Source organism: Burkholderia orbicola (genome assembly GCF_900100915.1).
Taxonomy (GTDB): Bacteria; Pseudomonadota; Gammaproteobacteria; order Burkholderiales; family Burkholderiaceae; genus Burkholderia; species Burkholderia orbicola.
Genome location: NZ_FNKW01000001.1, coordinates 1,725,487 through 1,750,191, shown reverse-complemented (window position 1 = coordinate 1,750,191; position 24,705 = coordinate 1,725,487). Strand labels below are relative to the sequence as shown.

General features: G+C 68.0%; 22 protein-coding genes. 10 read left to right on the top strand and 12 right to left on the bottom strand.

Annotation, left to right across the window (positions count from 1 at the left end; translation table 11 throughout):
- The first annotated feature begins 70 nt into the window (after positions 1-70).
- Positions 71-1,642 carry an efflux transporter outer membrane subunit gene (locus BLS50_RS08355; protein ID WP_074801860.1) on the top strand — a complete coding sequence of 524 codons (1,572 nt, stop codon included), beginning with the start codon at positions 71-73 and terminating at the stop codon, positions 1,640-1,642.
- 31 nt (positions 1,643-1,673) lie between these two features.
- Here BLS50_RS08355 and BLS50_RS08350 read toward each other — a convergent pair whose 3' ends face one another.
- Genes BLS50_RS08350 through gspG form a run of 8 tightly spaced genes read right to left on the bottom strand, consistent with a single transcriptional unit; the run spans position 1,674 to position 7,655 of the window.
- Complete coding sequence (locus BLS50_RS08350; RefSeq protein ID WP_012327580.1) at positions 1,674-2,462, bottom strand: type II secretion system protein N; 789 nt, start codon at positions 2,460-2,462, stop codon at positions 1,674-1,676.
- A gap of 36 nt (positions 2,463-2,498) precedes the next feature.
- A complete protein-coding gene (gspM, locus tag BLS50_RS08345) occupies positions 2,499-3,005 on the bottom strand; it encodes a type II secretion system protein GspM (RefSeq protein WP_023477383.1) in 507 nt (168 codons plus the stop codon).
- Complete coding sequence (gspL, locus tag BLS50_RS08340) at positions 3,002-4,375, bottom strand: type II secretion system protein GspL (protein WP_074801857.1); 1,374 nt, start codon at positions 4,373-4,375, stop codon at positions 3,002-3,004. Before gspL ends, gspM begins: the two co-directional genes overlap by 4 nt.
- Before the next feature lie 26 nt (positions 4,376-4,401).
- Complete coding sequence (gspK, locus tag BLS50_RS08335) at positions 4,402-5,511, bottom strand: type II secretion system minor pseudopilin GspK (protein ID WP_074802776.1); 1,110 nt, start codon at positions 5,509-5,511, stop codon at positions 4,402-4,404.
- 2 nt (positions 5,512-5,513) lie between these two features.
- Entirely contained in the window at positions 5,514-6,212 is a 699-nt protein-coding gene (locus tag BLS50_RS08330; RefSeq protein WP_006477243.1) for a PulJ/GspJ family protein, read from the bottom strand.
- Positions 6,190-6,597, bottom strand: coding sequence for a type II secretion system minor pseudopilin GspI (gene gspI / locus BLS50_RS08325; protein WP_006477244.1), 408 nt, complete (start codon positions 6,595-6,597; stop codon positions 6,190-6,192). Before gspI ends, BLS50_RS08330 begins: the two co-directional genes overlap by 23 nt.
- Positions 6,594-7,163, bottom strand: a complete 570-nt coding sequence (locus BLS50_RS08320; RefSeq protein ID WP_006477245.1) for a GspH/FimT family pseudopilin — start codon at positions 7,161-7,163, stop codon at positions 6,594-6,596. Before BLS50_RS08320 ends, gspI begins: the two co-directional genes overlap by 4 nt.
- Positions 7,164-7,202: 39 nt before the next feature.
- Positions 7,203-7,655, bottom strand: a complete 453-nt coding sequence (gene gspG, locus BLS50_RS08315; protein WP_006477246.1) for a type II secretion system major pseudopilin GspG — start codon at positions 7,653-7,655, stop codon at positions 7,203-7,205.
- A gap of 174 nt (positions 7,656-7,829) precedes the next feature.
- On the opposite strand from gspG, the gene BLS50_RS08310 reads away from it, so the two are divergent.
- The gene (locus tag BLS50_RS08310) at positions 7,830-8,240 is read left to right on the top strand and encodes a type II secretion system protein N (RefSeq protein ID WP_011544450.1); all 411 of its coding nucleotides are present in this window, start codon (positions 7,830-7,832) and stop codon (positions 8,238-8,240) included.
- Positions 8,241-8,277: 37 nt separating this feature from the next.
- On the opposite strand, the gene gspF is transcribed toward BLS50_RS08310, so the two are convergent.
- Genes gspF through gspD form a run of 3 tightly spaced genes read right to left on the bottom strand, consistent with a single transcriptional unit; the run spans position 8,278 to position 13,338 of the window.
- Positions 8,278-9,495, bottom strand: a complete 1,218-nt coding sequence (gene gspF / locus BLS50_RS08305) for a type II secretion system inner membrane protein GspF (protein ID WP_006477248.1) — start codon at positions 9,493-9,495, stop codon at positions 8,278-8,280.
- 4 nt (positions 9,496-9,499) lie between these two features.
- Positions 9,500-10,999, bottom strand: a complete 1,500-nt coding sequence (gene gspE / locus BLS50_RS08300; protein ID WP_006490004.1) for a type II secretion system ATPase GspE — start codon at positions 10,997-10,999, stop codon at positions 9,500-9,502.
- The gene (gene gspD, locus BLS50_RS08295) at positions 10,996-13,338 is read right to left on the bottom strand and encodes a type II secretion system secretin GspD (protein ID WP_074801855.1); all 2,343 of its coding nucleotides are present in this window, start codon (positions 13,336-13,338) and stop codon (positions 10,996-10,998) included. The genes gspE and gspD overlap by 4 nt, the downstream gene beginning before the upstream one ends.
- 368 nt (positions 13,339-13,706) lie before the next feature.
- On the opposite strand from gspD, the gene BLS50_RS08290 reads away from it, so the two are divergent.
- Positions 13,707-14,192, top strand: coding sequence for a lytic transglycosylase domain-containing protein (locus BLS50_RS08290; protein ID WP_027811019.1), 486 nt, complete (start codon positions 13,707-13,709; stop codon positions 14,190-14,192).
- 153 nt (positions 14,193-14,345) lie between these two features.
- Complete coding sequence (locus BLS50_RS08285) at positions 14,346-15,659, top strand: GTP-binding protein (protein ID WP_074801851.1); 1,314 nt, start codon at positions 14,346-14,348, stop codon at positions 15,657-15,659.
- Positions 15,660-15,787: 128 nt separating this feature from the next.
- Here BLS50_RS08285 and BLS50_RS08280 read toward each other — a convergent pair whose 3' ends face one another.
- Complete coding sequence (locus BLS50_RS08280) at positions 15,788-16,066, bottom strand: HU family DNA-binding protein (protein ID WP_006401505.1); 279 nt, start codon at positions 16,064-16,066, stop codon at positions 15,788-15,790.
- A gap of 388 nt (positions 16,067-16,454) precedes the next feature.
- Here BLS50_RS08280 and mnmC point away from each other — a divergent pair, with 388 nt between their 5' ends.
- The 6 genes from mnmC to BLS50_RS08240 all read left to right on the top strand — a co-directional run bounded on the left by mnmC (position 16,455) and on the right by BLS50_RS08240 (position 24,623).
- On the top strand, positions 16,455-18,386 hold the full coding sequence (gene mnmC, locus BLS50_RS08275; protein WP_074801848.1) for a bifunctional tRNA (5-methylaminomethyl-2-thiouridine)(34)-methyltransferase MnmD/FAD-dependent 5-carboxymethylaminomethyl-2-thiouridine(34) oxidoreductase MnmC: 1,932 nt from the start codon (positions 16,455-16,457) through the stop codon (positions 18,384-18,386).
- 670 nt (positions 18,387-19,056) lie between these two features.
- Positions 19,057-20,271, top strand: a complete 1,215-nt coding sequence (locus BLS50_RS08260) for a cation:proton antiporter (protein ID WP_011544444.1) — start codon at positions 19,057-19,059, stop codon at positions 20,269-20,271.
- Between the two features lie 14 nt (positions 20,272-20,285).
- Positions 20,286-21,401 (top strand): YbdK family carboxylate-amine ligase, encoded by a 1,116-nt coding sequence (locus BLS50_RS08255; protein WP_006490006.1) that lies wholly within the window; start codon positions 20,286-20,288, stop codon positions 21,399-21,401.
- A gap of 504 nt (positions 21,402-21,905) precedes the next feature.
- On the top strand, positions 21,906-22,544 hold the full coding sequence (locus BLS50_RS08250; RefSeq protein ID WP_006477254.1) for a MarR family winged helix-turn-helix transcriptional regulator: 639 nt from the start codon (positions 21,906-21,908) through the stop codon (positions 22,542-22,544).
- A gap of 28 nt (positions 22,545-22,572) precedes the next feature.
- Positions 22,573-23,283, top strand: a complete 711-nt coding sequence (locus BLS50_RS08245) for a glutamine amidotransferase (RefSeq protein WP_012327591.1) — start codon at positions 22,573-22,575, stop codon at positions 23,281-23,283.
- Between the two features lie 227 nt (positions 23,284-23,510).
- Positions 23,511-24,623, top strand: a complete 1,113-nt coding sequence (locus BLS50_RS08240) for an NADH:flavin oxidoreductase/NADH oxidase (RefSeq protein WP_012327592.1) — start codon at positions 23,511-23,513, stop codon at positions 24,621-24,623.
- Positions 24,624-24,705: the final 82 nt, after the last annotated feature.

Sequence of the window (24,705 nt, the reverse complement as noted above, 5' to 3'; positions counted from 1 at the left end):
CGCCAGCGGCATGACGACCGCATCGCGCGGCGCCGCTCGCCGGCCGTCACGCCCAGACAGGAAAACCACCATGCCGTACGCCTCCCTCCCGCGCGCCGTTCGCCCGCTGAGCGCCGCCGTCGCCATTGCGACGGCCGTGCTGCTCGCCGGCTGCGCCGTCGGGCCCGACTATCACCGCCCCGACACGTCGATCCCCGCCGCGTTCAAGGAAGCGCCGGCCGGCTGGAAAGTCGCGCAACCCGCCGATCGCGCCGACCGCGGCGCGTGGTGGACGGTCTACAACGATCCGCAGCTCGATGCGCTGATCGGCAAGCTCAACGCGTCGAACCAGACCATCGCGCAATCGGCGGCCGCCTACCGGCAGGCGCGCGCGCTCGTCACCGAGGCACGCGCCGCGTATTTCCCGACCGTCGGGCTGACCGCATCGGGCTCGCGCGCACGGACGCCGCGCACGTCGCTGTCGTCGGGTTCGTCGTCGAATTTCGGCAGCGGGTCGACCGGATCGATCAACAACAGCTACAGCGTCGGCCTCGACGCCAGTTGGGAACCCGACCTGTGGGGCAAGGTGAGCCGCACCGTCAGCGCGCAGCGCGCCGGCGAAGCGGCCGCCGCGGCCGACCTCGCGAACGCGCGGCTGTCGCAGCAGGCGCTGCTCGCGCAGACCTATTTCCAGCTGCGTACGTCCGATGGGCTGCAAAAGCTGCTCGACGACACCGTGAAGTCGTATGAACGCTCGCTGCAGCTCACGCAGAACCAGTACGCGCAGGGCGTCGCCGCGCGCGCCGACGTGATCCAGGCGCAGACGCAGCTGCAGAGCGCGCAGGCCGCGCAGATCGACAACGGCGTCGCCCGCGCGCAGTACGAGCATGCGATCGCGACGCTGATCGGCGAGCCCGCGTCGACCTTCTCGCTGCCGCCCAATCCGCTCGCGGCCGAGCCGCCGGTCACGCCGGTCGACGTGCCGTCCGCGATCCTCGAGCGCCGGCCCGACATCGCGGCGGCCGAGCGCCGCGCGGCGGCCGCGAACGAGCAGATCGGCGTCGCGATCTCGGCGTTCTTCCCGACGCTCACGCTGTCGGCCACCGGCGGCTTCCAGAGCTCGGTGTGGTCGCAACTGTTCACGCTGCCGGCGCGCTTCTGGACGGTCGGCCCGCAGCTCGCGGCCACGCTGTTCGACGCAGGGCTGCGCGCCGCGCAGACCGACGCCGCGCGCGCGACCTACGACCAGGACGTCGCCGCCTATCGCCTCGCGGTGCTCACCGCGTTCCAGGACGTCGAGGACAACCTCGCGTCGCAGCGCATTCTCGCGCAGGAAATCGACGTGCAGCGGCAGGCCGTCGACAGCGCCGAGCACGCGCTCGCGATCGTCACGAACCAGTACAAGGCCGGCACGGTTGCGTACCTGAACGTGCTGACCGCGCAGACCACCGCGTTCACCGCGCAGCAAAAGCTCGCGACGATCGCCGGGCAGCGGATGGTGTCGTCGGTCGGGCTCGTGAAGGCGCTCGGCGGCGGCTGGAACGTATCGGAGATGGCGCGCGAGAACGGCGACATGGCGGCGCCGGCGCCCTTGCCGGCGTCCGGTGCGGCCGCGCCCGCGGCCACCGCACCGTCGGTCGCCGCACCGCTCGCGCAGAAGTAGAAAGGGAAGCGGGCGACGCGCGCAATCAGAATCAGCGTTGCGCGTCGCCGAAGATCAGCGACACCTGGTTGTTGCCGATCGGGTGGCCGAGCAGGTTCAGCAGCCCGGCGAGGTTCGCCTGCTGCTCGGGCGCCGCATGCGCGGTCCCGCGGAACGATCCCTGGCCGGGGCCGAAGCTGCCGTGCCCGTCGAGGAACAGCGGGCCCTGCGTCGTCGACAGGTCGAGATCGGCGCCCGCGCCCTTCGCCTGCAATACCGCGCGGTACGAACCGAGCGGCTTCACGCGCGACACGCGCGAACTCATCGAATCGATCGTCACCGTCAGCTGGCCGAACGCGTTGTTGCCGATCAGCCGCCAGTCGCTCCAGCCGAGCCGCACGTCGCCCTGCAGGTCGAGCGTGTTGAACGGCGTGCCGAGCCCGGTGAGCAGCGACGCAGGCACGGCCATCGTGCCCGCCGACAGCACCGCGCCGCGCCACGTCGCATCGAGCGTGACCGCATCGGGCATCGCTTCGGTCTGCCGCATGCGCATCTGCACACGCCCGGTCAGCAACGGCCAGAAGCGCGTGGTCCATTCGACCCGGCCCGGCAGCAGCGTCGCCGCGCTCTGGTCGGCGCCCGGCGCGAGCATCAGCGTGCCGGAGCCGTGCCACAGCGACCCGTCCGGATCGGCGAGATTCACGTGGCCGCCGGTCGCACGCGCGAACTGCGGCGCGATCCACGCGGCCGGCGCGAGCGCGACGAGCGTCACCGCCGTCGCCAGGCCGCCTGCCAGCACCCACGGCAACACGGTGACGAGCCGTCTCACCCACGGCCGCATCGGCCGGCCTTCGTTTGCGTCATCCACTGCCGTCATCTATTTCTGGACGGAAGGTTGCATCACGGCCGTCAGGTCCACCTGGCCGTCTTCCTTCAGCGCCGTGGCATGTGCCTCGCCGACCTGCACCTTGAACTGCCGGCGCGCATCGTCGAGCCACTGGGTCCATGCCGGGAACGACACGTTCTTCATCTGGATCTGCACGCCGTTGCCGACGATCTGCACCTGCGCGCCCTGCAGCCCGTGATCGGACAGCGACGCAGTGAGCGCATCCTTCAGCGCGAGGCCGGTCGGCGCGACACCCTGCGCGGCGGCGGCCAGCGACTTCGCCTCGTTCGCCTGCGCGGTCATCTGCGCGAGTTCGTGACGCATCGCGGGCAGCTCGCGCTGAATCCTCGCGCGGCCTTCCTGCGCGGGCGACCACAGCACCGAATACGCGATCGCGATCGCCAGCACGGCGCCACCCCAGCCGAGCAGCGTCTTCTCGCGCGGCGTGCGCTCGCCCCAGAACTGGGCCAGCGTCTGGTTCAGTTGTTCGGTTTTCATGAGCGGCTCCGGATCGTCCATTTGCCCGTGTTGCTGTCGACTTCGCCGGACAGTCCGTTACGCGCGAGGCGCTGCGTGAAATCGGGATCGACCTTGATCTCCGGCTTGAAGCCGACGTCGAGCCGCCGGTCGTGATAGTCGAGCGACGCGATGCCGTTCAGCGGCAGCGCGCCCATCGAGCGCGACAAGCCGCTCGACAGCGCGAGGAAATCGTTCGGCGACAGCTCGCCGGCAGCGAGCCGAAGCTGGTCGAGCTGGCGCTGCATCTGCGCGGGCGGATCGAGCACGGTGGTCGTCTTCGGGAAGGCAGACAGCAGCGTCTCGGTGATCTGCGCGGACAGCGCATCGCGCTCACGCGACAGCTTCCACCAGTGCAGGTTCATCCCGATCACCGCGACGCCGAGCGTCGCCGCGGCCAGCGCGATCGGCACGCGCAGGCGCTTCACCGTCGCGCGGTCGAAGCGCCACGGCTGCGATTCGAATTCGAACTGGCACAGATCGAATGGTTCGGTCAGCGCCCGGCGCGCGAACGTGTCGAACGACAGCGGCGCGGCGCCCGGCAGCAGCGCCGCGTCGGTGCGGCCGACCGACGCGAGCCGCGGCTCCGCGCCCGGTTCGCCGAGTTCGTACAGTTCGACGTCGCCGCCGCCCGCGAGCGCGGCCAGCGTGCCGGCCGCGCGCGATGCGGGCGCCGCGAAGCCTTCGCCGAGCGCGCCGCGCGCGACCGCCAGCTCGAGGCGCGGCGCCCCGGCCGCGGCCGGCAGCGCGCCGGCTTCGACGAGCACCGGTTCGACCGCCGTCGCGAGTCCGAGCACCGCGGCGACCGTCGGCGGGCGGGCAGGCGGCTCGGTGACGTCCGCGACGAGCGCGGCGGCGTCGGTGGGCTCGCCGTCGGCCGGCACGGCGGAGCCCGCGTCGGCCGACGCGCGCGGCGCCGGCAGGCAGCGGGTCGCGGGCACCGCGCTCAGGTGCCGGTGGCCGGCCGCGGTGAACGCGTCGCAGATCGTGCGGAACCACGCGCGGTCGACGACGGCCAGTACGCGACGCCCGTCGGGCAGCGCGGCCGGATCGAGCGCGATGTGGCAGCCGAGCGGGTCCTGGATCAGCTGATCCTCGACGATGTTGGGCAGCGCCTGGCGGAGCTTCGGCCCCTTCAGCGGCGGCACGGTCGCGGCCAGCAGCAGCACGTCGCGCGCGGCGACGATCAGCACCGTCGCGTTCGCGCGCGGCAGCAACGCGAGCGCGGCACGGCCCGCGCGCTGCACCTGGCCGGCCTTGTCGACGAGCGTGAACGGCAGCTCGGGCCACTGCCATTCCTGCAACGGCACGGCAGGCTCGCGCGGCGGCAAAGAAACAATCAACGTGCTCACAAGAGCTCCTCTCCCGATTGGCGTCGTTATAGCTGGTCGCGGATGCGCACGACCCGCGTCGAGTGCGTGGTCGGATCACGATACACGAGCGAGGTGCGGTCGACCTCAGCGCGTTCGTGCTGAATCCGGCCATGCACGATGAAATAGCTCGAATTGACGTCGACGAGGCTCGAGTCGATCGTCACGTTCGGCGGCGCGCCGGCGCCGCGCAGCGCGAGCTGCACGTCGCCCACGTTGCGGAAAAACACCGTCTCGCGGCGCGACACGAGCGCCTGCGCGGACGACACGCTCATCCCCGGTATCAGCGCGGCGATCACTTCGGCCGGTGCGGTGTTCATGTTCACGGGCGTGGTGGTCGGCAGCACCGTGACGAACGGGCGCAGCCGCGCGACCATCTCCGGCGTCACGCCGTCGACGTCGAGCAGGCTGTCGACGCGCGTCATCATCAGCGGCGCGGGTCCGCGGTCGCCGCCGGCCATGCCGGGATCGTCGGTGAAGCCGCTGCCCTGCATGTCGCCGCTCGTCACCGGCGCGGTCGCGGCGTTCGCGGCGGTCCCGCCGCCGCCGGGCAGGTTCGGCATCTGGAACCGCGTGGCCGAATGCAGCAGGCCCGCGCGCACCTGCAGCGCGATGCGCTTCGCGAACGCGCTGTCGTAGCCGAGCGTCGTCAGCAGGCGCTGGAACGCCTGCATCTGCGTGACGTTCAGTTGCAGCACGCCGGGCGCCGGCGACGACACGAGGTTGCGCAGGTTGAACTTCGCCTGCGCGTCCTCGATCGAGCCGGACAGATAGGTATCGTCGCCGCCCGCGTCGTTCGGCGCGCCGATCCGGCCGAGGAAATCCGACAGCTTCGTCTTCGCGATCGGCACGCCCCAGATCCCGCCGAGATAGGTGATGCCGGGCGCCGTGTCGCCTTCGGAGCGCAGGATCATCCGGGTCCAGTCGAGCGCGCCGCGCGCGACCCACTGCGCCTGCGCGATCACGCGCTGGTTCTCGATGCGGCGAATCTGAACCTGCTGGCGCCACAGCATCCCCGACACGAGGATCGCCGACAGCGCGACCACGAGCAGCGCGGTAATGATCGCGGCGCCGCGCTGGCGGCGGGCAGGCATTCGACGGAAAGGGCGCGCGCGCATCGTCATTCCCCGACGAGGAAGATGCGCGTGATCGGCACGCGCAACGACGTCGCGCCGATGCTGACCTGCAGCCCGGTCACCGCGCGCGCCGGCGGCGCGTTGCCGATCTGCGGCACCTTCAGCGCGTCGTTGTTCTGCGCGAGCGCGTCGTCGGCCGTCTGCAGGTTGGTGGTCCAGCCCACGCGCGGCACGTACAGCTTCGCGTCGATCGCGCCGACGCCGCCCATCAGCGCGACCCAGCTCCAGCCTTCGACGCTGCTGTCCTTCAGCAGGGTGCGCAGCCGGTTCGTGTCGTCGATCGGCGGCGATGCGTAGCGCACGACGCGCCCGCCGGCGATCCGGTAGCGGACCACCTGCAGCCGCGGCGCGACGCCCGGCACGTCGAGTTCGCGCACGATCTGCAGCGTATTGCCGGCGACGCCGATCGCCGGCTGGCCGGCCTCGTCGTCGGTCGCGGCGAGCCGCGCGTCGATGCGCATCTGGTCGAACATCTGCGCGAACACGCGCTCATCTTCCATCGCGGCCGCGACCTTGTCGCGACCGCGCATGATCTGGTCGAGCCCGCGCCACGCGAGGATCGCCACCACCGCGAGGATCGCGATCGCGATCATCAGCTCGATCAGCGTGAAGCCGCGGGCAGCGCGGGACGAGGGGGCGGACGGGCGGCGCATCGGCGCGTCAGAGCGGACGGCTGGTTTCATTCGCGACCACCGTCACCATCTGCGCGAGCACGCCGGCGCGGCCGGGCATGCTCACCGAGATCCGCACGCGCCGGAACACCGGATTCGGCGTGGTGCTCACGCGCTGCGTGCAGACGAGCTGCACGTTGCCTTGCGAGCAGTCGAAACTCTGTTCGCCGACCTCCGGCCACGCATGCGTGAGCCGCAGCTGCGCGAGCGCGTTGTCGGCGCTCCAGCCGGCCAGCAGGCGGCGATGCAGCTCGGACGCGTTGGTCGCCATCGTGCCGACCGCGCGGATCGACGCGGCAAGCGCGACCGCGATGATCGCGAGCGCGACCAGCACCTCGATCATCGTGAAGCCGCGGGCGGAAGAAACGGGGAAGGGCAGGCGACGACGCATCGTCATTGCACCTCGTAGCGGCCGTTGCCGGTGCCGACGATCGTCGCGCTGCCGGCGGCCGAATGCAGCGTCACGCGCACCGGCGTGTCGATGCTCTCGGTGCCGAACACGACGCGGCTCGCGCGCGTGTCCGACCCCGGATAATCGATGTCGGCGCCGGTGACGCCGCCGTCCCAGTCGCGCGGGCGCAGCAGGTCGTCGCGCAGCGTGCGCCAGCCGTCGGGCGAGCTCACGTCGAACTGGAAACCGTGCGCGGTCGGCTGCCACGCGATCGGCCGCGCGCGCACCTGCGCTTCGTCGCCGGCCGTCTCGAACAGCAGCGCGATACGCTGCGCTTCCTCGCGCAGGTCGGTGCGCGGATTGCGCGTCAGCGACAGCGACGCGAGCGACACGAGCAGCCCCGCGATCACCAGCACGACCAGCATTTCGAGCAGCGTGAAGCCGCGCGTGCGACGTCGTGCCGCGCCGTGCTTCATCAGGCCGCCATCGGTACGTGCCGGTACGAACGGCACCGCACCGCGACGCACACGGCAATCGCGGCCGCAGCGGGAGGTCGTGCGAATGGCGAGCATGAAGAACGGAAAAGAAACGTCGGGCCGATCAGTGCCGGCCTATTGCCACGAACCGATGTCGGTATCGTTGCCGTCGCCGCCTTCCTTGCCGTCGGCGCCGTAGCTGAACACGTCGATCTCGCCGTGCACGCCCGGGTTCAGGTACTTGTACCCGTTGCCCCACGGGTCGTTCGGCAGGCGCTCGAGATAGCCGCCGTCCTTCCAGTTGTTCGGGATCGGATCGGTGGTCGGCTTCTGGATCAGCGAATTCAGGCCCTGCTCCTGGGTCGGATAGCGGCCGTTGTCCAGACGGTACAGCTTGAGCGCCTGCATGATCGTGCCGATGTCCTGCTTCGCGGCGATGCGGCGCGCCTCGTCCGGGCGGCTCATGATCTTCGGCACGATCAGCGCCGCCAGGATCCCGAGGATCGCGACCACCACCATGATCTCGATCAGCGTGAAACCGCGCTGACGACGCACGGCCGCGTTGCGGCGAGTGATCCACGTTTGCATGACTGACTACCTCTTTCCAAAAAATGTCGTCGATTGAGTGACGCACCCGGCGCACCGGACGATTGCCTGACAGCAACCTTCCGGCCGGCGGGCGCGGAGCACGCATTGTAAGGCGCGCATCGCCGAGGGCTTTCACCCAACGCAAATTTCATATACATCCGTACAATAGCGCGCATGAACGCGCTCTCGATCCGGATCCTTTCCCTCGCCCTCTTCGCGGGTTTGTGCGCGACGGCCACCTACTGGGTCGTCACGCTGTCCGCTCGCGAAGCGCCGCTGCCCGCCGCCGCCGCGCGGCTGCCGATCCGCACCGAGGACGCCGCGGCGCTCTTCGGCGGCCAGCTCGACAAGAATCCCGTCCAGGACATCCACCTGTTCGGCATTCTCGCGCTCGACCACGGCGGCGCCGCGATCGTCAGCGTCGGCGGCGAACCGCCGCGCGCCGTGTCGCTCGGCGCGGACGTCACGTCCGGCGCGAAGCTCGCCGAAGTCCGCCCGCGCTCGATCATCGTCGACCGCAACGGCGCCCGCGCCGAAATCCAGCTCCCGGCGAACACGCCGTCCCCCGCGATCTACATGCGCTGAACGGCGGCGGCCCGGCAAGCGGAATCGGGCCGCTCCGTCACTGCACCATGTTGTTCAGCTCGATGATCGGCAGCATCACGGCCAGCACGATCACGAGCACGATGCCGCCCATCGCGAGGATCAGCAGCGGCTCCAGCAGGCTCGTCAGGAACATCGTGCGGCGCTCCAGCTCGCGCGCTTCGCCTTCGGCCGCGCGATCCAGCATCGTCGTCACGTCGCCCGTCGCCTCGCCCGAACGAATCAGGTGCACGAGCACCGGCGGAAACGTCTTCACGTTGTTCAGCGCGCGCGACAGCGCGGAGCCTTCGCGCACGCGCACGATCGCATCGTCGATGTTCGCGCGCATCGCGCGGTTCGACAGCGTCTCGCCGGCCGCCTGCAACGCGCGCAGGATCGGCACGCCGGCTGCGGTGAGAATGCCGAGCGTGCTCGCGAAGCGCACCGTGTTGTAGCCGCGCACGAGCTTGCCCGCGAGCGGCGCGGTCAGCACCCAGCGATCGAACGCGAGCCGGGGCCCGGCGCGCGACAGCGTCGCCTTCACGAACCACACGATGAGCGCGACCGCGATCAGGATCGCCCACCACCAGTGCCGCACGAATTCCGACAGCGCCATCATCACGACCGTGAGGATCGGCAACTGCTGCTTCGTGCTCGCGAACACGTTGACGACCTGCGGCACGACGTAGCTCAGCAGGAACGTGACGATGCCGAACGCGATCAGCGTGACGATGCCCGGATACGTGAACGCCAGCAGGATCTTCTGCTTGAGCGCATTGCTCTGCTCGATGTAGTCGGCCAGGCGCGACAGCACGATGCCGAGCTTGCCGGTGTGCTCGCCCGCGGCAACGAGTGCGCGGTAGATCTCCGGAAAATCGCGCGGATGCTGGCCCAGCGCATTCGCGAGCGAATGGCCGCCGAGCACTTCCGCGCGGATCGCGGCCATCAGTTCGCGGATGTAGTCGCGCTCGGCCTGCTCGGTCAGCACGCCGAGCGCCTCGTCGAGCGGCAGCCCGGCGATCAGCAGGCTCGCGAGCTGGCGCGTGAGGATCGCCTGTTCGCGCTGCGACAGCTTGCGGCCGAACGCGAGCCGCTGCGAACGCGCGCCGCGCGTCGCGCTGGCGGCCGGCTCGACGACGAGCGGCGTGAGCCCCTGCGTGCGCAGCTGGCCGCGCGCGGCGCGCGCACTGTCGGCATCGATCACGCCTTTCTGCGCGCGTCCCGCCGCATCGATTGCTTCGAAACGGAATGCCGGCATCGCGCTATGCGCCTCCCGTCACGCGCAGCACTTCCTCGAGCGACGTCGCGCCGGACGCGAGCCAGCGCTCGGCGTCGTCGCGCAGCGTGCGCATGCCTTCCGCGCGGCCGGCGGCGAGAATTTCAGCATCGGCCGCGTTGCGGTGAATCAGCGAGCGGATCGAATCGTCGATCACCAGCAGCTCGTACACACCGCGCCGGCCCGCATAACCGGAATGTCCGCACTTCGCGCAGCCGACCGGATGCCACACGGTGCGGCCGTCCTCATGCCGCTCTTCCTTGCAGACCGGGCAGAGCTGGCGCACGAGGCGCTGCGCGAGCACGCCGAGCAGCGACGACGCGAGCAGGTACGGCTCGACGCCCATGTCGGTCAGGCGCGTGACGGCGGACGCCGCGTCGTTCGTGTGCAGCGTCGCGAGCACGAGGTGGCCCGTCAGCGACGCCTGCACCGCGATCTGCGCGGTTTCGAGGTCGCGGATTTCGCCGATCATGATCACGTCCGGGTCCTGGCGCAGGATCGAGCGCAGCGCGCGGGCAAAGGTCATCCCGATCCGCTCGTTCACCTGCGTCTGGCCGATGCCGGACAGGTCGTATTCGATCGGGTCCTCGACGGTCATGATGTTGGTCGTCGCGGTTTCGAGCCGCGACATCGACGCGTACAGCGTGGTCGTCTTGCCCGAACCGGTCGGGCCGGTGACGAGCACGATGCCGTGCGGGCGGCCGATCAGCTTGTCGAACTGGACGAGCGTGTCGCGGCCCATCCCGAGCGCTTCGAGGTTCAGGCGCTGCGCATCCTTTTCCAGCAGACGCAGCACCGCGCGCTCGCCATGCCCGGTCGGCAGCGTCGACACGCGCACGTCGACCGGCCGGCCGCCGACGCGCAGCGTGATGCGGCCGTCCTGCGGCAGGCGCTTCTCCGCGATGTCGAGCTGCGCCATGATCTTGATCCGCGAGATCAGCGCGCCGTGCAGCGCCTTCTTCGGGCGCACGACGTCGCGCAGCGTGCCGTCGACGCGAAAGCGCACGACCGACGCATTCTCGAACGGCTCGATGTGAATGTCCGACGCCTGTTCACGCGCCGCTTGCGTGAGCAGCGCGTTGATCATCCGGATGATCGGCGCGTCGTCTTCCGATTCGAGCAGATCCTCGACTTCGGGGATGTCCTGCATCAGCCGCGACAAGTCGACTTCGCCTTCGACCTCGCCGACCACCTGCGCGGCGCTGCCGTCCTGGCGCGCGTAGGCCTGGTTGATCGCCTGCGCGAGCTCGTCGGCCGGCACGCGATGCACGGCGATCGAGCCGAAGTTGCGCGCGATCTCCGCGAGCGCGGCGTCGCTCGTGCGTTCGCTGATCCATACCTCGAGCGTGTCGTCGAGCTGATGCGCGATCAGCACCTGGCCGCTCTTCGCGAAGCCGTACGGCAGCAGGCGCGCGGCGAGCGGCGACGGCGGCTGGCGTTCGCCCGGCGCGCCGTCGTGGGCGGAGGACGCGAGCACGTCGCTCACTGCGAGGCTCCCGGCGCGGTGGTCAGCGGCTGTTGCGGCACCGCCTGCTGCGGCACGCTTTGCGGCTGCGCGGGCGTTGCTTCCGGCAACGGCTGGGCAGGCACGGGCACCACCTGGCGCTGCAACTGCTGGCGACGCATCTTGTCGAGATCGAACAGGTTGCCGGCCGGCGTGCCGCCCTGGCTCGGGCCGAGCGGCATCGGCGGGACGACCGGGTCGTCCTTGTCGCGGATCACGTTGTTGTCCGACTTGTACGCGCCCGTCACGCCCTGGATGTAGTCGTAGCGGTTCGCGGTGACTTCCTGCGCGGTGCTGCGATCGGAAATGATCACCGGGCGCAGGAACACCATCAGGTTGGTTTTCGCGCGCACCTTCGATTCCGAACGGAACAGCTGGCCGATCCACGGAATGTCGCCGAGCAGCGGCACCTTGCTGTTCGACACCTGGTAGTTGTCCTGCATCAGGCCGCCGAGCACGATGATCTCGCCGTTGTCGGCCAGGATCGTCGACTGGATCGAGCGCTTCGTGAAGGTCGGGCCGGTCTGCGCGTTGGTGGTGCCGCTGACGACCGCCGAATCCTCGGTGTAGAGCTGCAGCTTCAGGATCCCGCCGTCGGTGATCTGCGGCTTCACGTGCAGCGTCAGGCCGACGTCGCGACGGTCGTAGGTATTGAACGCGTTGCTCGTCGTGCCGCTCGTCAGGTTCGAGTACGAACCGGTCGCGATCGGCACGTTCTGGCCGACGACGATCTTCGCTTCCTCGTTGTCGAGCGTGATCAGGTTCGGCGTCGACAGCACGTTCGCGTCGCTCACGCCCGCAAAGTACTGCAGCAGCGCGCCGAGCCCCTGCACGCCGAACATGTTGTGCAGCCAGCCGATGTTCAGGCCCTGGGACAACTGCCCGAGGTTGGAGGCCAGTCCGCCGCCGGTGATCCCGCCGGCGGCATTGGTCAGGCCGCCGGCCGTCAGGTTGATGATGCTGTTGCCGAGGCCCAGCCCGGGATTCAGGTTCGTGCCGCCGAGGAACTGGCCGCTCGCGACCTGCCACTGGATGCCGAGGTTGCCCTGCGTCGTCGAGTTCAGCTCGACGATCAGCGCTTCGATGTAGACCTGCGCACGCCGTGCGTCGAGCTGGTCGATCACCGAGCGCAGGTTCCGGTACACCGGATCGGACGCGGTGATGATCAGCGAGTTGGTGGCCGAGTCGGCCTGGATCATCCCGCCCGGCTGGTTGTCGTCGCCGCTCTTGTCCTTGTCACCGCCGAGCAGGCCGCCGGTACCGAGGCCACCGCCGGACGAGCCGCCGCCATACCCGGACGACGACGACGAACCGCCCAGGCCGCCCGACGGCAGCGGCGGGGTGCCCGACGTGCCGGTCGAGAAGTTGCCGCTCGCCGACGAGCCGCCGTTCTGGTTGAAGCTGTTCGCATCGTTGGACGACGCCGACGAGCCGCTGTCGTTGCCGCCCTTGCCGAGCATCCCGCGCAGCGTCTTCGCGAGCTTCACCGCATCGGCGTTGCGCAGCGGCACGACGTGCATGTTGCCGGGCACCGCGCTCGGTGCGTCGAGCTGCTGCACGAGACGCTTGGCGGCCGCGAGGCGCGACGCGTTCGACGCACGCAGCAGCAGCGCGTTGGTGCGCGGGTCGGCCGTGACCGATACCTTCAGCGTCGCGTCGCTGTTGCCGATCGCGCCCGGGTCGAGCATTTTCTGCAGTTGCGCGGCGAGGTCGATCGCGTTCGCGTTGCGCAGCGGCACGACCTGCACCTGCGCGCCCGCGGCGCTGTCGACGCCCGAGATGATCTGCGCGATGCGGCGCACGTTGTCCGCATAGTCGGTCACGACGATCGTGTTGTTCGCCGGGTAGGCCGTCACCGTGTTGTTCGGCGAAATCAGCGGCCGCAGCACCGGCAGCAGGTTGTTCGCCGATTCGTTGTGCAGTTCGAACACCTGCGTGATCACCTGGTCGCCGCGCGCCTGCGGCGCATTGCCGATGTAGGTCGGCACGCCCTGCAGCTTCGCGTCGGCTTCCGGTACGACCTTCAGCACGCCGTGATCCTGCACGAGCGCGAAGCCCTGCATGCGCAACGCCGACTGCAGCGTCTTCAATGCCTGGTCTTCCGGCACCGGCCGTTCGGCCACGAGATTGAGCTGGCCCTTCACGCGGGGGTCGACGATGATGGTCTTGCCGGTCGCGGCGCCGATCGCTTTCGCGACCTGGTCGATATCCGCATTCACGAAGTTGAGCGTGACCTGAGCGTAGGCGGCCTGCGAGACGATGATGCCTGCCACGAGCAGGGTCGTGGCGATACGCCGCATAACGAAGCGATTTCTTGTCATGGATGAATGGGTCGATGCCGGCTCAGGCCACTTCCGGCGGTAGTGCTGGGATCCAAGTCCGAAAGAGGCGACATTAGCAGTTTTTCATGTCCGAAATATCACATTGATCCGAAGACTGTCTCACATACGACAGGTATCCGACGAATCGTATGCAAGATGTAAGGATCGGTGCAACCCTCCGCATGCCGGCCCTCTCCCTTGTTTTCGCGATGAACCGACACGGAAATGCGGTATAACCGGGCTGCCGTATTCCTGCCTGTCGCAATCTGACGGTCTGCCGGTATGATACGGGCGGCGCGTTTCTCGTCGCACTAATAACAGGCACGGGTTTTCCCGAGCTTCGCGCAATTTCCTTTCGTTTCCGCACGATGAACAGACGGTTCGCTTCGATCGCGTTGATCGCCGCCGGCGCGTGGTTCGCCAGCGGCAACGCACGCGCGGACTGTTTCGACGAAGCGGCCAAATATCAGCAGGTCAATCCGCTGATCCTGCGCGCGATCGCGTGGCAGGAATCGCGCAACCGGCCCGGTGCGCTGAACAAGAACACGAACGGCTCGGTCGACTACGGCCTGATGCAGATCAATTCGATCCACCTGCCGACGCTGTCGCGCTACGGGATCGGCCGCGACACGCTGATGGAGCCGTGCAAGAACGTGTACATCGCCGCGTGGCATCTCAAGCAGAAGATGAACCGCTACGGCAACACGTGGCAGGCGGTCGGCGCCTATCATTCGGAAACGCCGTCGCTGCGCGACAAGTACGCGCGGCAGATCGCCGGCATCCTGACGCAATGGAAGCTGCTGCCGCCCGCGCAGACCACCCAAGCCGCTCAAGCGCCTCAAGCCGCTCAGTGATTCCGCGCCGCGTCGCCGGCTGACGCCGGGCCGGCCGCGCGCGTTTGATGCACAATGCGGGCTGACGCCGCCGTTTCGCCCGTGCGCGGGCCGATCGCGCCCCGGCAGGGCGCCGCGGCCGCTTTCTCCTCTTTTCCGTTGGTGCATATCATCATGAATCCGGCAATGAAACAGCCGTTGCCCGTCACCGTGCTGTCCGGCTTCCTCGGCGCCGGCAAGACCACGCTGCTCAACCACGTCCTCGCGAACCGCGCGGGCCTGAAAGTCGCGGTGATCGTCAACGATCTCGCGGCGGTCAACATCGACGCGTCGCTCGTGCGCGATGCGCAGGCGCTGTCGCATGTCGAGGAGCGCCTCGTCGAAATGTCGAACGGCTGCATCTGCTGCACGCTGCGCGACGATCTGCTCGTCGAGATCCGCAACCTTGCGTCCGAAGGCCGCTTCGACGCGATCATGATCGAATCGACCGGTATCGCGGAGCCGATGCCGATCGCCGAGACCTTCACGTTCGTCGACGACGACGGCACGTCGTTGTCGGCCATCGCGCGGCTCGACACGCTCGTCACCGTGGTCGACGCGTACAACTTCCTGCGCGACTACGGCTCCGACGACGCGCTCGCGACACGCGGTATCGCCGCGTCGGAAGACGACGACCGCACGCTCGTCGAGCTGCTGATCGAGCAGATCGAATTCTGCGACGTGCTGGTGATCAACAAGGCCGACCTCGTCGGCGCGGACGATCTCGCGCGCCTGCAGCACATCCTCGCGCGCCTCAATCCGCGCGCGCACCAGGTCGTCTCGACGTTCGGCAACGTGCCGCTCGACGAAGTGCTGAACACCGGCCGCTTCGATTTCGACGAAGCCGCGAACGCGCCTGGCTGGCTCGCATCGCTCGATCACGATCACACGCATTGCGACGACCCGGACTGCCATGACGACCATCATGCGCACGTACACGGCGAAGCCGACGAATTCGGCATCGGCAATTTTGTTTACCGTGCGCGCCTGCCGTTTCACCCGGCACGACTCTGGGCGCTGCTGCATCAGGAGTGGCCGGGCGTACTGCGCAGCAAGGGTTTCTTCTGGCTCGCGACGCGCAACGACATCGCGGGTTCGCTGTCGCAGGCGGGCGGCGTATGCCGGCATGGCCCGGCAGGTTTGTGGTGGGCGGCGCAGGATCGCGCGGAATGGCCGGACGACGACGAGCTGCTCGCTGAAATCCGCACCGAATGGCTGGGCGATCTCGACGATCGCACGGTCGGCGATCGTCGCCAGGAACTCGTGCTGATCGGCATCGCGCTCGACGCCGATGCATGGCGCGCGAAACTCGATGCATGCCTGCTGACCGATGCGGAGTTCGCACTCGGCGCGGCGGGATGGGCGGCGTTCGACGATCCGTTCCCGGCGTGGGACGTCGATTCGCACGACGACGACGATCACGGCGACACGCAGATCGTGCACGCATGATCGCGTGGTAACGGCTTGTAAAATAACCGTTAACTTTTGCAAGAGCGGCGCGAACTGTGGCGAAAATGCCGCGCGCGCCCAACAAAAAACCCGCCGAGAGGCGGGTTTTTCATGGAACAGGCGCGGGTTTAACGCTTGTTGACGGCGTCCTTGAACGCCTTGCCAGCCGTGAACTTGACCGTCTTGGCTGCCGGGATCTTGATGGTTTCGCCCGTCTTCGGGTTGCGGCCCGTACGTGCTGCGCGCTTGCCCGAACCGAAGCTGCCGAAGCCGATCAGCTGAACCGCATCACCCTTCGACACGGCCTTCTTGATGACTTCGAGCAGCGTGTCCAGCGTTTCGCCGGTTTGAGCCTTGCTGGCGCCCGTTTGGGCGGCGACGGCGTCGATCAGTTCCTGTTTGTTCATTAAGGTTCCTTTATCAGGTTAGGTTGACACGAACAGCGCGAACGCGCCGATTATACGTGCGCGAACCGTGCCGTCGAGAGTCAGACTCCGACGACACAGCGCCGAATCCTGGCCCGCGCGACGCGCCCTCCGGCTTGCCGGCGGCCACCCCGCGGTACGGCGTTGCTATGATAGCGCAGCGCAAACCCAATAACGACAAGGGTTTCAAAGATTTTCATCGGTATTTCGCCGAATGAATCGTCGACTGCCCGTTTTTTGACCTGCGCCAACCGGACAGGGTCCGCGGCGTGGTCCGCCCGATCGTCGCGCCGTTGCCCCTTTCCAACGGCCGGTTGGACGGTCTCCCGCAATCCCTTGCCAGGCTTGGCTGCCACGTTTTTTGTTTCGCATGCCCGACCGACTTGTTTCCGCCACGCTCGCGCTTCGCGACGACGGCACGCTCGTCTCGCCCGAGTTCGGCGAGCTTCATCGCGGTGCATCCGGCACGCTCGCTCGCGCGCATCGCACGTTCGTCGCGGGCAACGGGCTGCCCGCGCGCTGGCAGCGCCGCCGAACGTTCACGATCGTCGCGACCGCGTTCGGCGCGGGCGCCGGCTTCCTCGCGGCCTGGGCCGCGTGGCGCGACGATCCGGCGCGCTGCGAACGGCTGCACGTCGTCGCGGTCGAACCGCATCCGTTCTCGCGCGACGACCTGCGCCGCGCGGTTTCGCACATGGTTGCGGACACAACCATATCCGCAGATGTCGACGCGTTGATCGATGCCTGGCCGATGCGGGTACCGGGCCTGCATCGGCTCGAATTCGACGCAGGGCGCGTGGTGCTCACGCTCACGTTCGGCGATACGATCGACTTGTTGAAGAAGCTCGTCGCGCGTGCCGATGCGTTTTTTCTCGAAGGCGCCGCGGCATCGAGCGACGGGATTCGCGCACTCGCGAAACTCGCCGGCGAACACGCGACGTTTGCGACACATGCAAAGTCCGACGACGTGAAACACGCGCTCGGCGAAACAGGTTTCACGTTCCGCGAAGTCGACGATCGCCTCGTCGGCGACTATGCGCCGCGCTGGCGCGCGCGCCGGCACGAGCCGCCGCGTGCGCTGCCCGTTGCCGCGCGCCGCGCGATCGTGATCGGCGCGGGTCTCGCCGGCTGCGCGGTCGTCGAACGTCTGGTCGCGCGGGGCTGGGACGTCACGCTGATCGAACGGCACGAACGGATCGCGAGCGAAGCGTCGGGCAATCCGGCCGGTGTGTTCCATCCATTGATGACGCGCGACGACAACGTCGCGAGCCGGCTCACGCGCGGCGGCTTCCTGCACGCGCTCGCCCGCTGGCGTGCCCTCGAACGCGCGGGGCATGCATTCGCACGCAGTACGCACGGGATGCTCCATCTCGCCGAATCGGCCGACGATTTCGCGCGGATGCGCGACGCGTTCGACGCGTTCGGGGCGCCGTCCGACTATGCAACGTTGCTCGATGCCGATGCCGCGCGGGCGCACCTGAATCTGCCGGTCGCGCAGGGCGGCCTGCTGTTTCCGCACGGCGGCGCCGTGTGGCCGGCCGGGCTGTGCGCCGCGCAATATGCGGCGGCCGGCGAGCGCGTGCGGCTGCTGGCGTCCACCTGCGTCGCACGGCTCGAACGGCGAGGCGATACCTGGCATGCACTCGACGATACGGGCGCCACGCTGGCCGATGCGCCCGTCGTCGTGCTCGCGAACGCGGGCGACGCAGCGCGTCTTGCCGGGCTGCGGCATGTCGCGCTGCAACCGGTACGCGGCCAGCTCACGCTGTTGCCGCCGGGCACGACGGCGCCGCTGCCATGCCCGGCGATCGGCGACGGTTATGCGGTCCCGCTCGACGACGGCACGCTGCTGATCGGCGCCACCTTCGAACCGGACGACACCGATCCCGCGATGCGCGCGGCCGGCCACGCCGAAAACCTCGATCGCGTGCGGCACCTGCTGCCGGGCCTGATCGGCGCGCTGCCGGATCCCGCCACGCTGCGCGGCCGCGTCGCATTCCGCTGGGTCGTCGGCGACCGCCTGCCGCTCATCGGCCCGCTCGCCGACGAAACGCAGGCCACCGCGAACGCACGCGCGCTGGGCGGTGCGCAGGCACGCGATCTGCCGCGCATGCCGGGCCTCTACGGCGCCTTCGGCTTCGGTTCGCGCGGCCTCGTGTGGGCCGCGCTCGGCGCCGAACTGATCGCATCGCAACTCGAAGGCGAGCCCTGGCCGCTCGAGCGCGAACTCGCCGACGCCGTCGATCCTGCCCGCTTCCTGATCCGCGCACTGCGCGCCCGCCGCGTCGGCTCGGCTGGCTGACCTCGCGCGCGCCCCTCACAGTTTCCCGATTTTTCCGCACAAGGTTATCCACGCGATGCTGTGGATAACCGCGCGGAATCCGCGCGCACTTCGTGTGCAATCACAGTGGACGTAAACTGGGTAACTCTGCACAGCTGTGAAGCGGCCCGAAAGTTGCTCAACTCAAACGTCTGTGAGCGAACAGCCTGTGCAACCAGTTATGGTTTCGCCAACACCTTGATCTTCCAGCGTAAACCGGAGTTATCCACAGAACTGTGCGTCCTTTGTTAACTTCTACTACGTATATATACAGGTAAACCTTTGAAACCAAAGACCTGTGGCGCCGCACAGCGCCGCGAGTCGATTCAGTCGGTTCCGGAACGAAAAAGCTGTGGCACAATCGGTTTCCTTCGCGTTCGTTCGGCCAAGCGCCGGACATGCTTCAACGGAACGGTCGGCACGATTTCGAATCTGAATCTTCGAGACTGCGCAGTCCGTTCACACACCAGGCCGACAATCCAGATCGGCAACCTGAACGACGTTCCGCCTTGTGGCGGAACAGGCGGACCCCATGTACCGCCATCGTCGAGCACAACAATCACATTCGGGGCGATACCCAGCCGGCGCGCATCCATTCCTGTCGCTTGACCCCGCGTCGCTGGCGGTTGCTTCTAAAGGAGAAGTCACCACGATGAAGTCGGCGTTCTCATTCCTGCCCAACTGGCCGCTCGCGCCGGATGCCGTGTTTTGGGCCGGGCTCGCGCTGTTTGCAGCCGGCCTGTGCGGCGAGCTGTGCTATCGCGCGTGGCGCTTGCCGCGCATCACCGGCTATGCCGTGATCGGCCTGATCGCCGGTTCGTTCGGATTCGGCGTGATCGACACGAGCACCGACGAAACCTCGCGACTGTTGATGGACGTCGCGCTCGGCCTGCTGCTGTTCGAGCTCGGCAGCCGCCTCGACCTGCGCTGGATCCGGCGCAATCCGTGGCTCGTCGCGTCGAGCCTCGCGGAAGCCACGCTCACCTTCGTGCTCGTGCTGTTCGTGATGCTCGCGCTCGGCGTATCGGGGATGGTCGCCCTCGTGCTGTCGGCGATCGCGATTGCGACGTCGCCGTCGATGGTGATCCAGCTCAAGACCGAACTGCGTGCGGAAGGGCAGGTGTCGCAGCGCCTCATCACGCTCACCGCGCTCAACAGCGTGTATGCGATCGTGCTGACCAAGCTCGTGACGAGCTGGCTGCACCAGGAAGCGTACGGCAACGTTTTCGCGACGATCCTGCAGCCGCTCTACCTGCTCGCCGGTTCGTTCATCGTCGCGTATCTGGTCGCGCGTTCGTGCAATTACCTGTTCCGTCACATGACCGCGACGATGCGCGACGAGCATTCGTTCGTCGCGCTGTTCGGCCTCGTGATGCTCGCGATCGCCGTCGCGCAGGCGCTGAAGCTGTCGACGCTGCTCACGCTGCTGCTCGCCGGCATCATCGTGAAGAACCTCGAAGCGCGGCCGCAGCTGTGGCCCGAGCACTTCGGCACGGCCGGCTGGCTGCTGACGGTGGTGCTGTTCGTGCTGACGCTCACGTCGTTCACGTGGGGCGACATCGCGCTCGGCGGGCTGCTCGCGATCGTGCTGATCGTCACGCGGCTCGTCGCGAAGCTGGCCGGCGTCGTCGCGTTCGCGAAGCCGAGCGGCCTCGGGATGAAGCAGGGCGTCGCGCTCGGCATCGCGCTCACGCCGATGTCCGCGCTGTCGTACCTGCTCGTCGACGATACCTACCAGCTCTATCCCAATTTCGACCCGCACCTGCGCGCGATCGTGATGTGCTCGATCGTGATCCTGCAGCTCGTCAGCCCGTTCGTCGTCTATCGCTGCCTGTCGGCGGTCGGCGAACGCAGCGACAGCAACTGATTCCGGAACCTGCCATGGCACTCGAAACCTTCGTCAATTCCGAACCGTTCACGTTCGGCGTCGAACTGGAGATCCAGGTCGTCAACACGCACAACTACGACCTGACCAAAGCGGCATCCGACCTGATGCGCCTGATCCAGGGCGAGACCTTTCCAGGCAACATCACGCCGGAAATCACCGAAAGCATGATCGAACTGTCGACCGGCATCTGCCATTCGCACGAGCAGGCCGTCAGCGAGTTGCATGCGATCCGCGACGTGCTCGTGAAGGCGGCCGACCAGCTCAACGTCGGGCTGGCCGGCGGCGGCACGCATGCGTTCCAGCAATGGAGCGACCGGCAGATCTACGATGCGCCGCGCTTCCAGTACATTTCCGAGCTGTACGGCTATCTCGCCAAGCAGTTCACCGTGTTCGGCCAGCACGTGCACATCGGCTGTCCCGATCCCGACAGCGCGCTGTTCCTGCTGCACTCGATGTCGCGCTTCATTCCGCACTTCATCGCGCTGTCGGCGTCGTCGCCGTTCGTGCAGAACGTCGACACGGGCTTCCATTCGGCACGCCTGAATTCGGTGTTCGCGTTCCCGCTGTCGGGCCGTGCGCCGTTCGTGCTCACCTGGGACAGCTTCGAGGAATACTTCACGAAGATGGTGAACACGGGCGTCGTCAACTCGATGAAGGACTTCTACTGGGACATCCGGCCGAAGCCCGGCTACGGCACGATCGAGGTGCGCGTGATGGACACGCCGCTGTCGGTCGATCGCGCGGCGGCGATCGCCTGCTACATCCAGACGCTCGCACGCTACCTGCTGACCGACCGGCCGCTGAAGCTGTCGGAGGACGATTACCTCGTCTACACGTTCAACCGTTTCGAAGCGTGCCGCTTCGGGCTCGAAGGCACCTGCGTGAATCCTCAGACGGGCGAGCGCCGCACGATCGCGGAGGACATCCTCGACACGCTCGACCGGATCGCGCCGCATGCGGCCGCGCTCGGCTCGCGCGCGGCGCTCGACGAGATCGGCGCGCTCGCGAAGGCGCGCGTGAACGACGCATCGTGGTTGAGAACCGTTTTCAAACAGGAAAAATCGCTGAACGAGACGGTCCGGCAGCAGTGCTTACGTTGGCGCGAGTGAAAATATGTTTTGCAGATAGCAGGATCGACCGCATGGCGATTCGCTGAGCGGTAATCGGCACCGTGTCCCGCCGAAATCGATGCGAGGCGTCCTAAAAATCTGTGGATAACCCGATATTCCACTGCAAAGTCAACGCTCTGCAGGCGGGATAACCGGTGGATCATTCCCATGCGGCCAATGGCCGATTCGAACAGGACAATGCTGGCGCGCCCCGTTTCGCGGGCGCGCGACATTGCACGCACAACAAGAATTTGCGGTTATCCAGCGATTTTCCACAGAATGCAGGGGATAACTTAGCTGTGCGATTTTCCGCTCTCGCTTAGAATGTCGGCTTTGCGGACAGCGGAACGACGTGTGTCTCTCCGGTCGCCGCGAACGCGACCGCCGCGTGTGCCTCGCGACGGCCGTGCTGACGCACTCGAGTGGGTGTGTCTGTTTTGAGATAGATTCGATCTCCACACTACGGCTGCTCGGCCATCCGGGCGGCGGCAAAGCGAAAAGACTATGAGCGAAGGCGTTTACGGGAACCAGGCTGCGGGACGTGTGACCCACAGCCTGCTGCGGTTGAGCACGGCCATGCGGAGCGAGGCATGGGATTGGGCGGAAGGCGCTGGCCTCACGCCGACGCAGGGCGAGATTCTCGTGCTGCTGCTGCAGCGCAAGGGCCCGATGCGGCTCGGCGAGATCGCGCGCGAGACGCAGCTCACCGCGGCCACCACGAGCGATGCGGTCAGCACGCTCGAGACGAAGGGGCTCGTCGAGAAGCGCCGTGCGCTGGACGACGGCCGGGCACTGGCCGTACGCCTGTCGGCGCGTGGCCGCACGGCCGCGAAGAAGGCGCTGCAATGGCCTGAATTCCTGACGAAAGCGGTCGGCAAGCTCGGCGCGGACGAGCAGGGCACGCTGTATCGCGCGCTGCTGAAGACGCTGCGCGAGCTGCAGGTGGCCGGCGCGACGCCGCCGCAACGCATGTGTCTCACGTGCACGCATTTCCAGCCGAGCAAGCCGTCGAAAAAGACCGTGCATCACTGCGCGGTGCTCGACATTGCGATGTCGGACAGCGATCTGCGTCTCGACTGCTCGGTGCAGGAAGAAGCCGACGCGGCGACGCAGAAGAAGACCTGGAAGATTTTCGCAGGCTGACGTCCGTCGATCGACCGGGAGGCCGATGATGAACGCTGAAGTCGTGGCGATCCGCCACGTGCATTTCGAGGATCTCGGGAGCTTCGAGCAGGTGCTCGGCGAACGCGGTCGGCGGGTGCGCTATGTCGATGTCGGATCGTCGCGGGTCGAGGTGCTCGACGTGCTCGAGCCGTCGCTGCTCGTCGTGCTCGGCGGGCCGCTCAGCGTGTACGACGACGCGCAGTATCCGACGATCGCGCCGCTCCTGGCGCTCGTGCGCCAGCGCATCGACGCGGGGCTGCCGATCCTCGGCATCTGCCTCGGCGCGCAGTTCATCGCACGGGCGCTCGGGGCGCGCGTCTATCCGGCCGCGCAGCACGAACTCGGCTGGGCGCCGCTGACGCTCACCGACGCCGGCCGCGCGTCGCCGCTGCGTCATCTCGACGGCGCGACGACGTCGATGCTGCACTGGCACGGCGATACGTTCGACCTGCCGGGCGGTGCGATCCATCTCGCATCGACGCCGGCCTGCCGCCATCAGGCCTTCGCGTGGGGGCAGCACGTGCTGGCGCTGCAATGTCATCCCGAGATCCGTACCGATCGCTTCGAACCGTGGCTGATCGCGAATGCCGGCGAAATCGCGGCGACGCCAGGCGTCGACGCGCGCCAGTTGCGGGCCGATACCGTTCAGCACGGCCCCGCGCTCGAGACGGCCGCCCGGCACATGTTCGCGGAGTGGCTCGGCAGCGTCGGGCTCTGACGTCACGGGCGGCTGCGGCCACTGCAAAGGCTTGGCCCGGCCTGGGTCCGTTACGGGCCGACGCCTCGCCGTCGCCGTACGTCGCGCATTCCGCTCATTCCGCGCCTCGCCGGCATCCAGCCGGCGCCGTACCTGACCATCCGCTTACTGCCGATGGCGCCGTCTGCACGCTTCCAGCCTGCGTGCTACGCTCGTCCGCTCTTTCCCTTTCCTGGCGAGCGGCTTCCATGACTGCGCTGTTTTCCCCGTTCACGCTGCGCGGCGTGACCCTTCCGAACCGGATCGTGATTTCCCCGATGTGCCAGTACTCGGCCGAACGCGGCGAAGCGACCGACTGGCACATGATTCACCTCGGCCATCTCGCGCTGTCAGGCGCGGGGCTGCTGTGCATCGAAGCGACCGCGGTGGAACCCGACGGGCGCATCACGCATGGCGACCTCGGTCTGTGGGACGACGTGACCGAAGCCGCGCTGAAGCCGGTGCTGGCCGCGATCCGCAAGCATTCGCCGATCCGCGTCGCGATGCAGCTGTCGCACGCGGGCCGCAAGGCGTCGAGCGCGGCGCCGTGGGAGGGCGGCCAGCTCGTGCCGGTCGCCGACGGCGGCTGGCTGCCGCACGGGCCGTCGGCCGTGCCGCACAAGGACGGCGAGACGCCGCCGCTCGCGCTCGATGCGGCGGGCCTGAACCGCATCCGCGAAGCCTTTGCCGCATCGGCCCGGCGTGCCGCGCGGCTCGGCATCGATGCGATCGAAGTGCACGCGGCGCACGGCTACCTGCTGCATCAGTTCCTGTCGCCGCTCGCGAACCGGCGCACCGACGAATACGGCGGCTCGCGCGAAAACCGGATGCGGTTTCCGCTCGAGATCTTCGAGATCGTGCGCGCCGCGTTTCCGGAAGACCGGCCGGTCGGCGTGCGCGTGTCCGCGACCGACTGGGTCGAAGGCGGGTGGGAGCTCGACGATACGATCGCGTTCGCGCACGAACTGAAGCGCCGCGGCTGCGACTGGATCGACGTGTCGTCCGGCGGCGTGTCGCCGCTGCAGAAGATTCCGCTGTCGCCCGGCTACCAGGTGCCGTTCGCGCAGGCCGTGAAGCGGGCGGTCGGCATGCCGACGATCGCGGTCGGCCTGATCAACGAACCCGCGCACGCGAACCGGCTGATCGAGGCCGGCGATGCCGATCTCGTCGCGATGGCGCGCGCGATGCTGTACGACCCGCGCTGGCCGTGGCACGCGGCGGCCGAACTCGGCGCGCAGGTGACGGCGCCGCCGCAGTACTGGCGTTCGCAGCCGCGCGAGCACAAGGCGCTGTTCGGCGACGTCGCATTCGGCCAGCGCTGAGCACATCGCGCAATATTGCGCGCGATGTTGAACGAAGCAATCTTGAACGTGTAGGATGCGGATGATTCGCCGCATGCCCCGA

What these genes read in the sequence shown, in the direction of transcription:
- BLS50_RS08355 (WP_074801860.1), top strand. Translation starts at nt 71, where the DNA reads ATGCCGTACGCCTCCCTCCCGCGCGCCGTTCGCCCGCTGAGCGCCGCC.
- BLS50_RS08350 (WP_012327580.1), bottom strand. Translation starts at nt 2,462, where the DNA reads ATGCGGCCGTGGGTGAGACGGCTCGTCACCGTGTTGCCGTGGGTGCTG.
- gspM (WP_023477383.1), bottom strand. Translation starts at nt 3,005, where the DNA reads ATGAAAACCGAACAACTGAACCAGACGCTGGCCCAGTTCTGGGGCGAG.
- gspK (WP_074802776.1), bottom strand. Translation starts at nt 5,511, where the DNA reads ATGCGCGCGCGCCCTTTCCGTCGAATGCCTGCCCGCCGCCAGCGCGGC.
- BLS50_RS08330 (WP_006477243.1), bottom strand. Translation starts at nt 6,212, where the DNA reads ATGAAACCAGCCGTCCGCTCTGACGCGCCGATGCGCCGCCCGTCCGCC.
- gspI (WP_006477244.1), bottom strand. Translation starts at nt 6,597, where the DNA reads ATGACGATGCGTCGTCGCCTGCCCTTCCCCGTTTCTTCCGCCCGCGGC.
- BLS50_RS08320 (WP_006477245.1), bottom strand. Translation starts at nt 7,163, where the DNA reads ATGCTCGCCATTCGCACGACCTCCCGCTGCGGCCGCGATTGCCGTGTG.
- gspG (WP_006477246.1), bottom strand. Translation starts at nt 7,655, where the DNA reads ATGCAAACGTGGATCACTCGCCGCAACGCGGCCGTGCGTCGTCAGCGC.
- BLS50_RS08310 (WP_011544450.1), top strand. Translation starts at nt 7,830, where the DNA reads ATGAACGCGCTCTCGATCCGGATCCTTTCCCTCGCCCTCTTCGCGGGT.
- gspF (WP_006477248.1), bottom strand. Translation starts at nt 9,495, where the DNA reads ATGCCGGCATTCCGTTTCGAAGCAATCGATGCGGCGGGACGCGCGCAG.
- gspD (WP_074801855.1), bottom strand. Translation starts at nt 13,338, where the DNA reads ATGACAAGAAATCGCTTCGTTATGCGGCGTATCGCCACGACCCTGCTC.
- BLS50_RS08290 (WP_027811019.1), top strand. Translation starts at nt 13,707, where the DNA reads ATGAACAGACGGTTCGCTTCGATCGCGTTGATCGCCGCCGGCGCGTGG.
- BLS50_RS08285 (WP_074801851.1), top strand. Translation starts at nt 14,346, where the DNA reads ATGAATCCGGCAATGAAACAGCCGTTGCCCGTCACCGTGCTGTCCGGC.
- BLS50_RS08280 (WP_006401505.1), bottom strand. Translation starts at nt 16,066, where the DNA reads ATGAACAAACAGGAACTGATCGACGCCGTCGCCGCCCAAACGGGCGCC.
- mnmC (WP_074801848.1), top strand. Translation starts at nt 16,455, where the DNA reads ATGCCCGACCGACTTGTTTCCGCCACGCTCGCGCTTCGCGACGACGGC.
- BLS50_RS08260 (WP_011544444.1), top strand. Translation starts at nt 19,057, where the DNA reads ATGAAGTCGGCGTTCTCATTCCTGCCCAACTGGCCGCTCGCGCCGGAT.
- BLS50_RS08255 (WP_006490006.1), top strand. Translation starts at nt 20,286, where the DNA reads ATGGCACTCGAAACCTTCGTCAATTCCGAACCGTTCACGTTCGGCGTC.
- BLS50_RS08250 (WP_006477254.1), top strand. Translation starts at nt 21,906, where the DNA reads ATGAGCGAAGGCGTTTACGGGAACCAGGCTGCGGGACGTGTGACCCAC.
- BLS50_RS08245 (WP_012327591.1), top strand. Translation starts at nt 22,573, where the DNA reads ATGAACGCTGAAGTCGTGGCGATCCGCCACGTGCATTTCGAGGATCTC.
- BLS50_RS08240 (WP_012327592.1), top strand. Translation starts at nt 23,511, where the DNA reads ATGACTGCGCTGTTTTCCCCGTTCACGCTGCGCGGCGTGACCCTTCCG.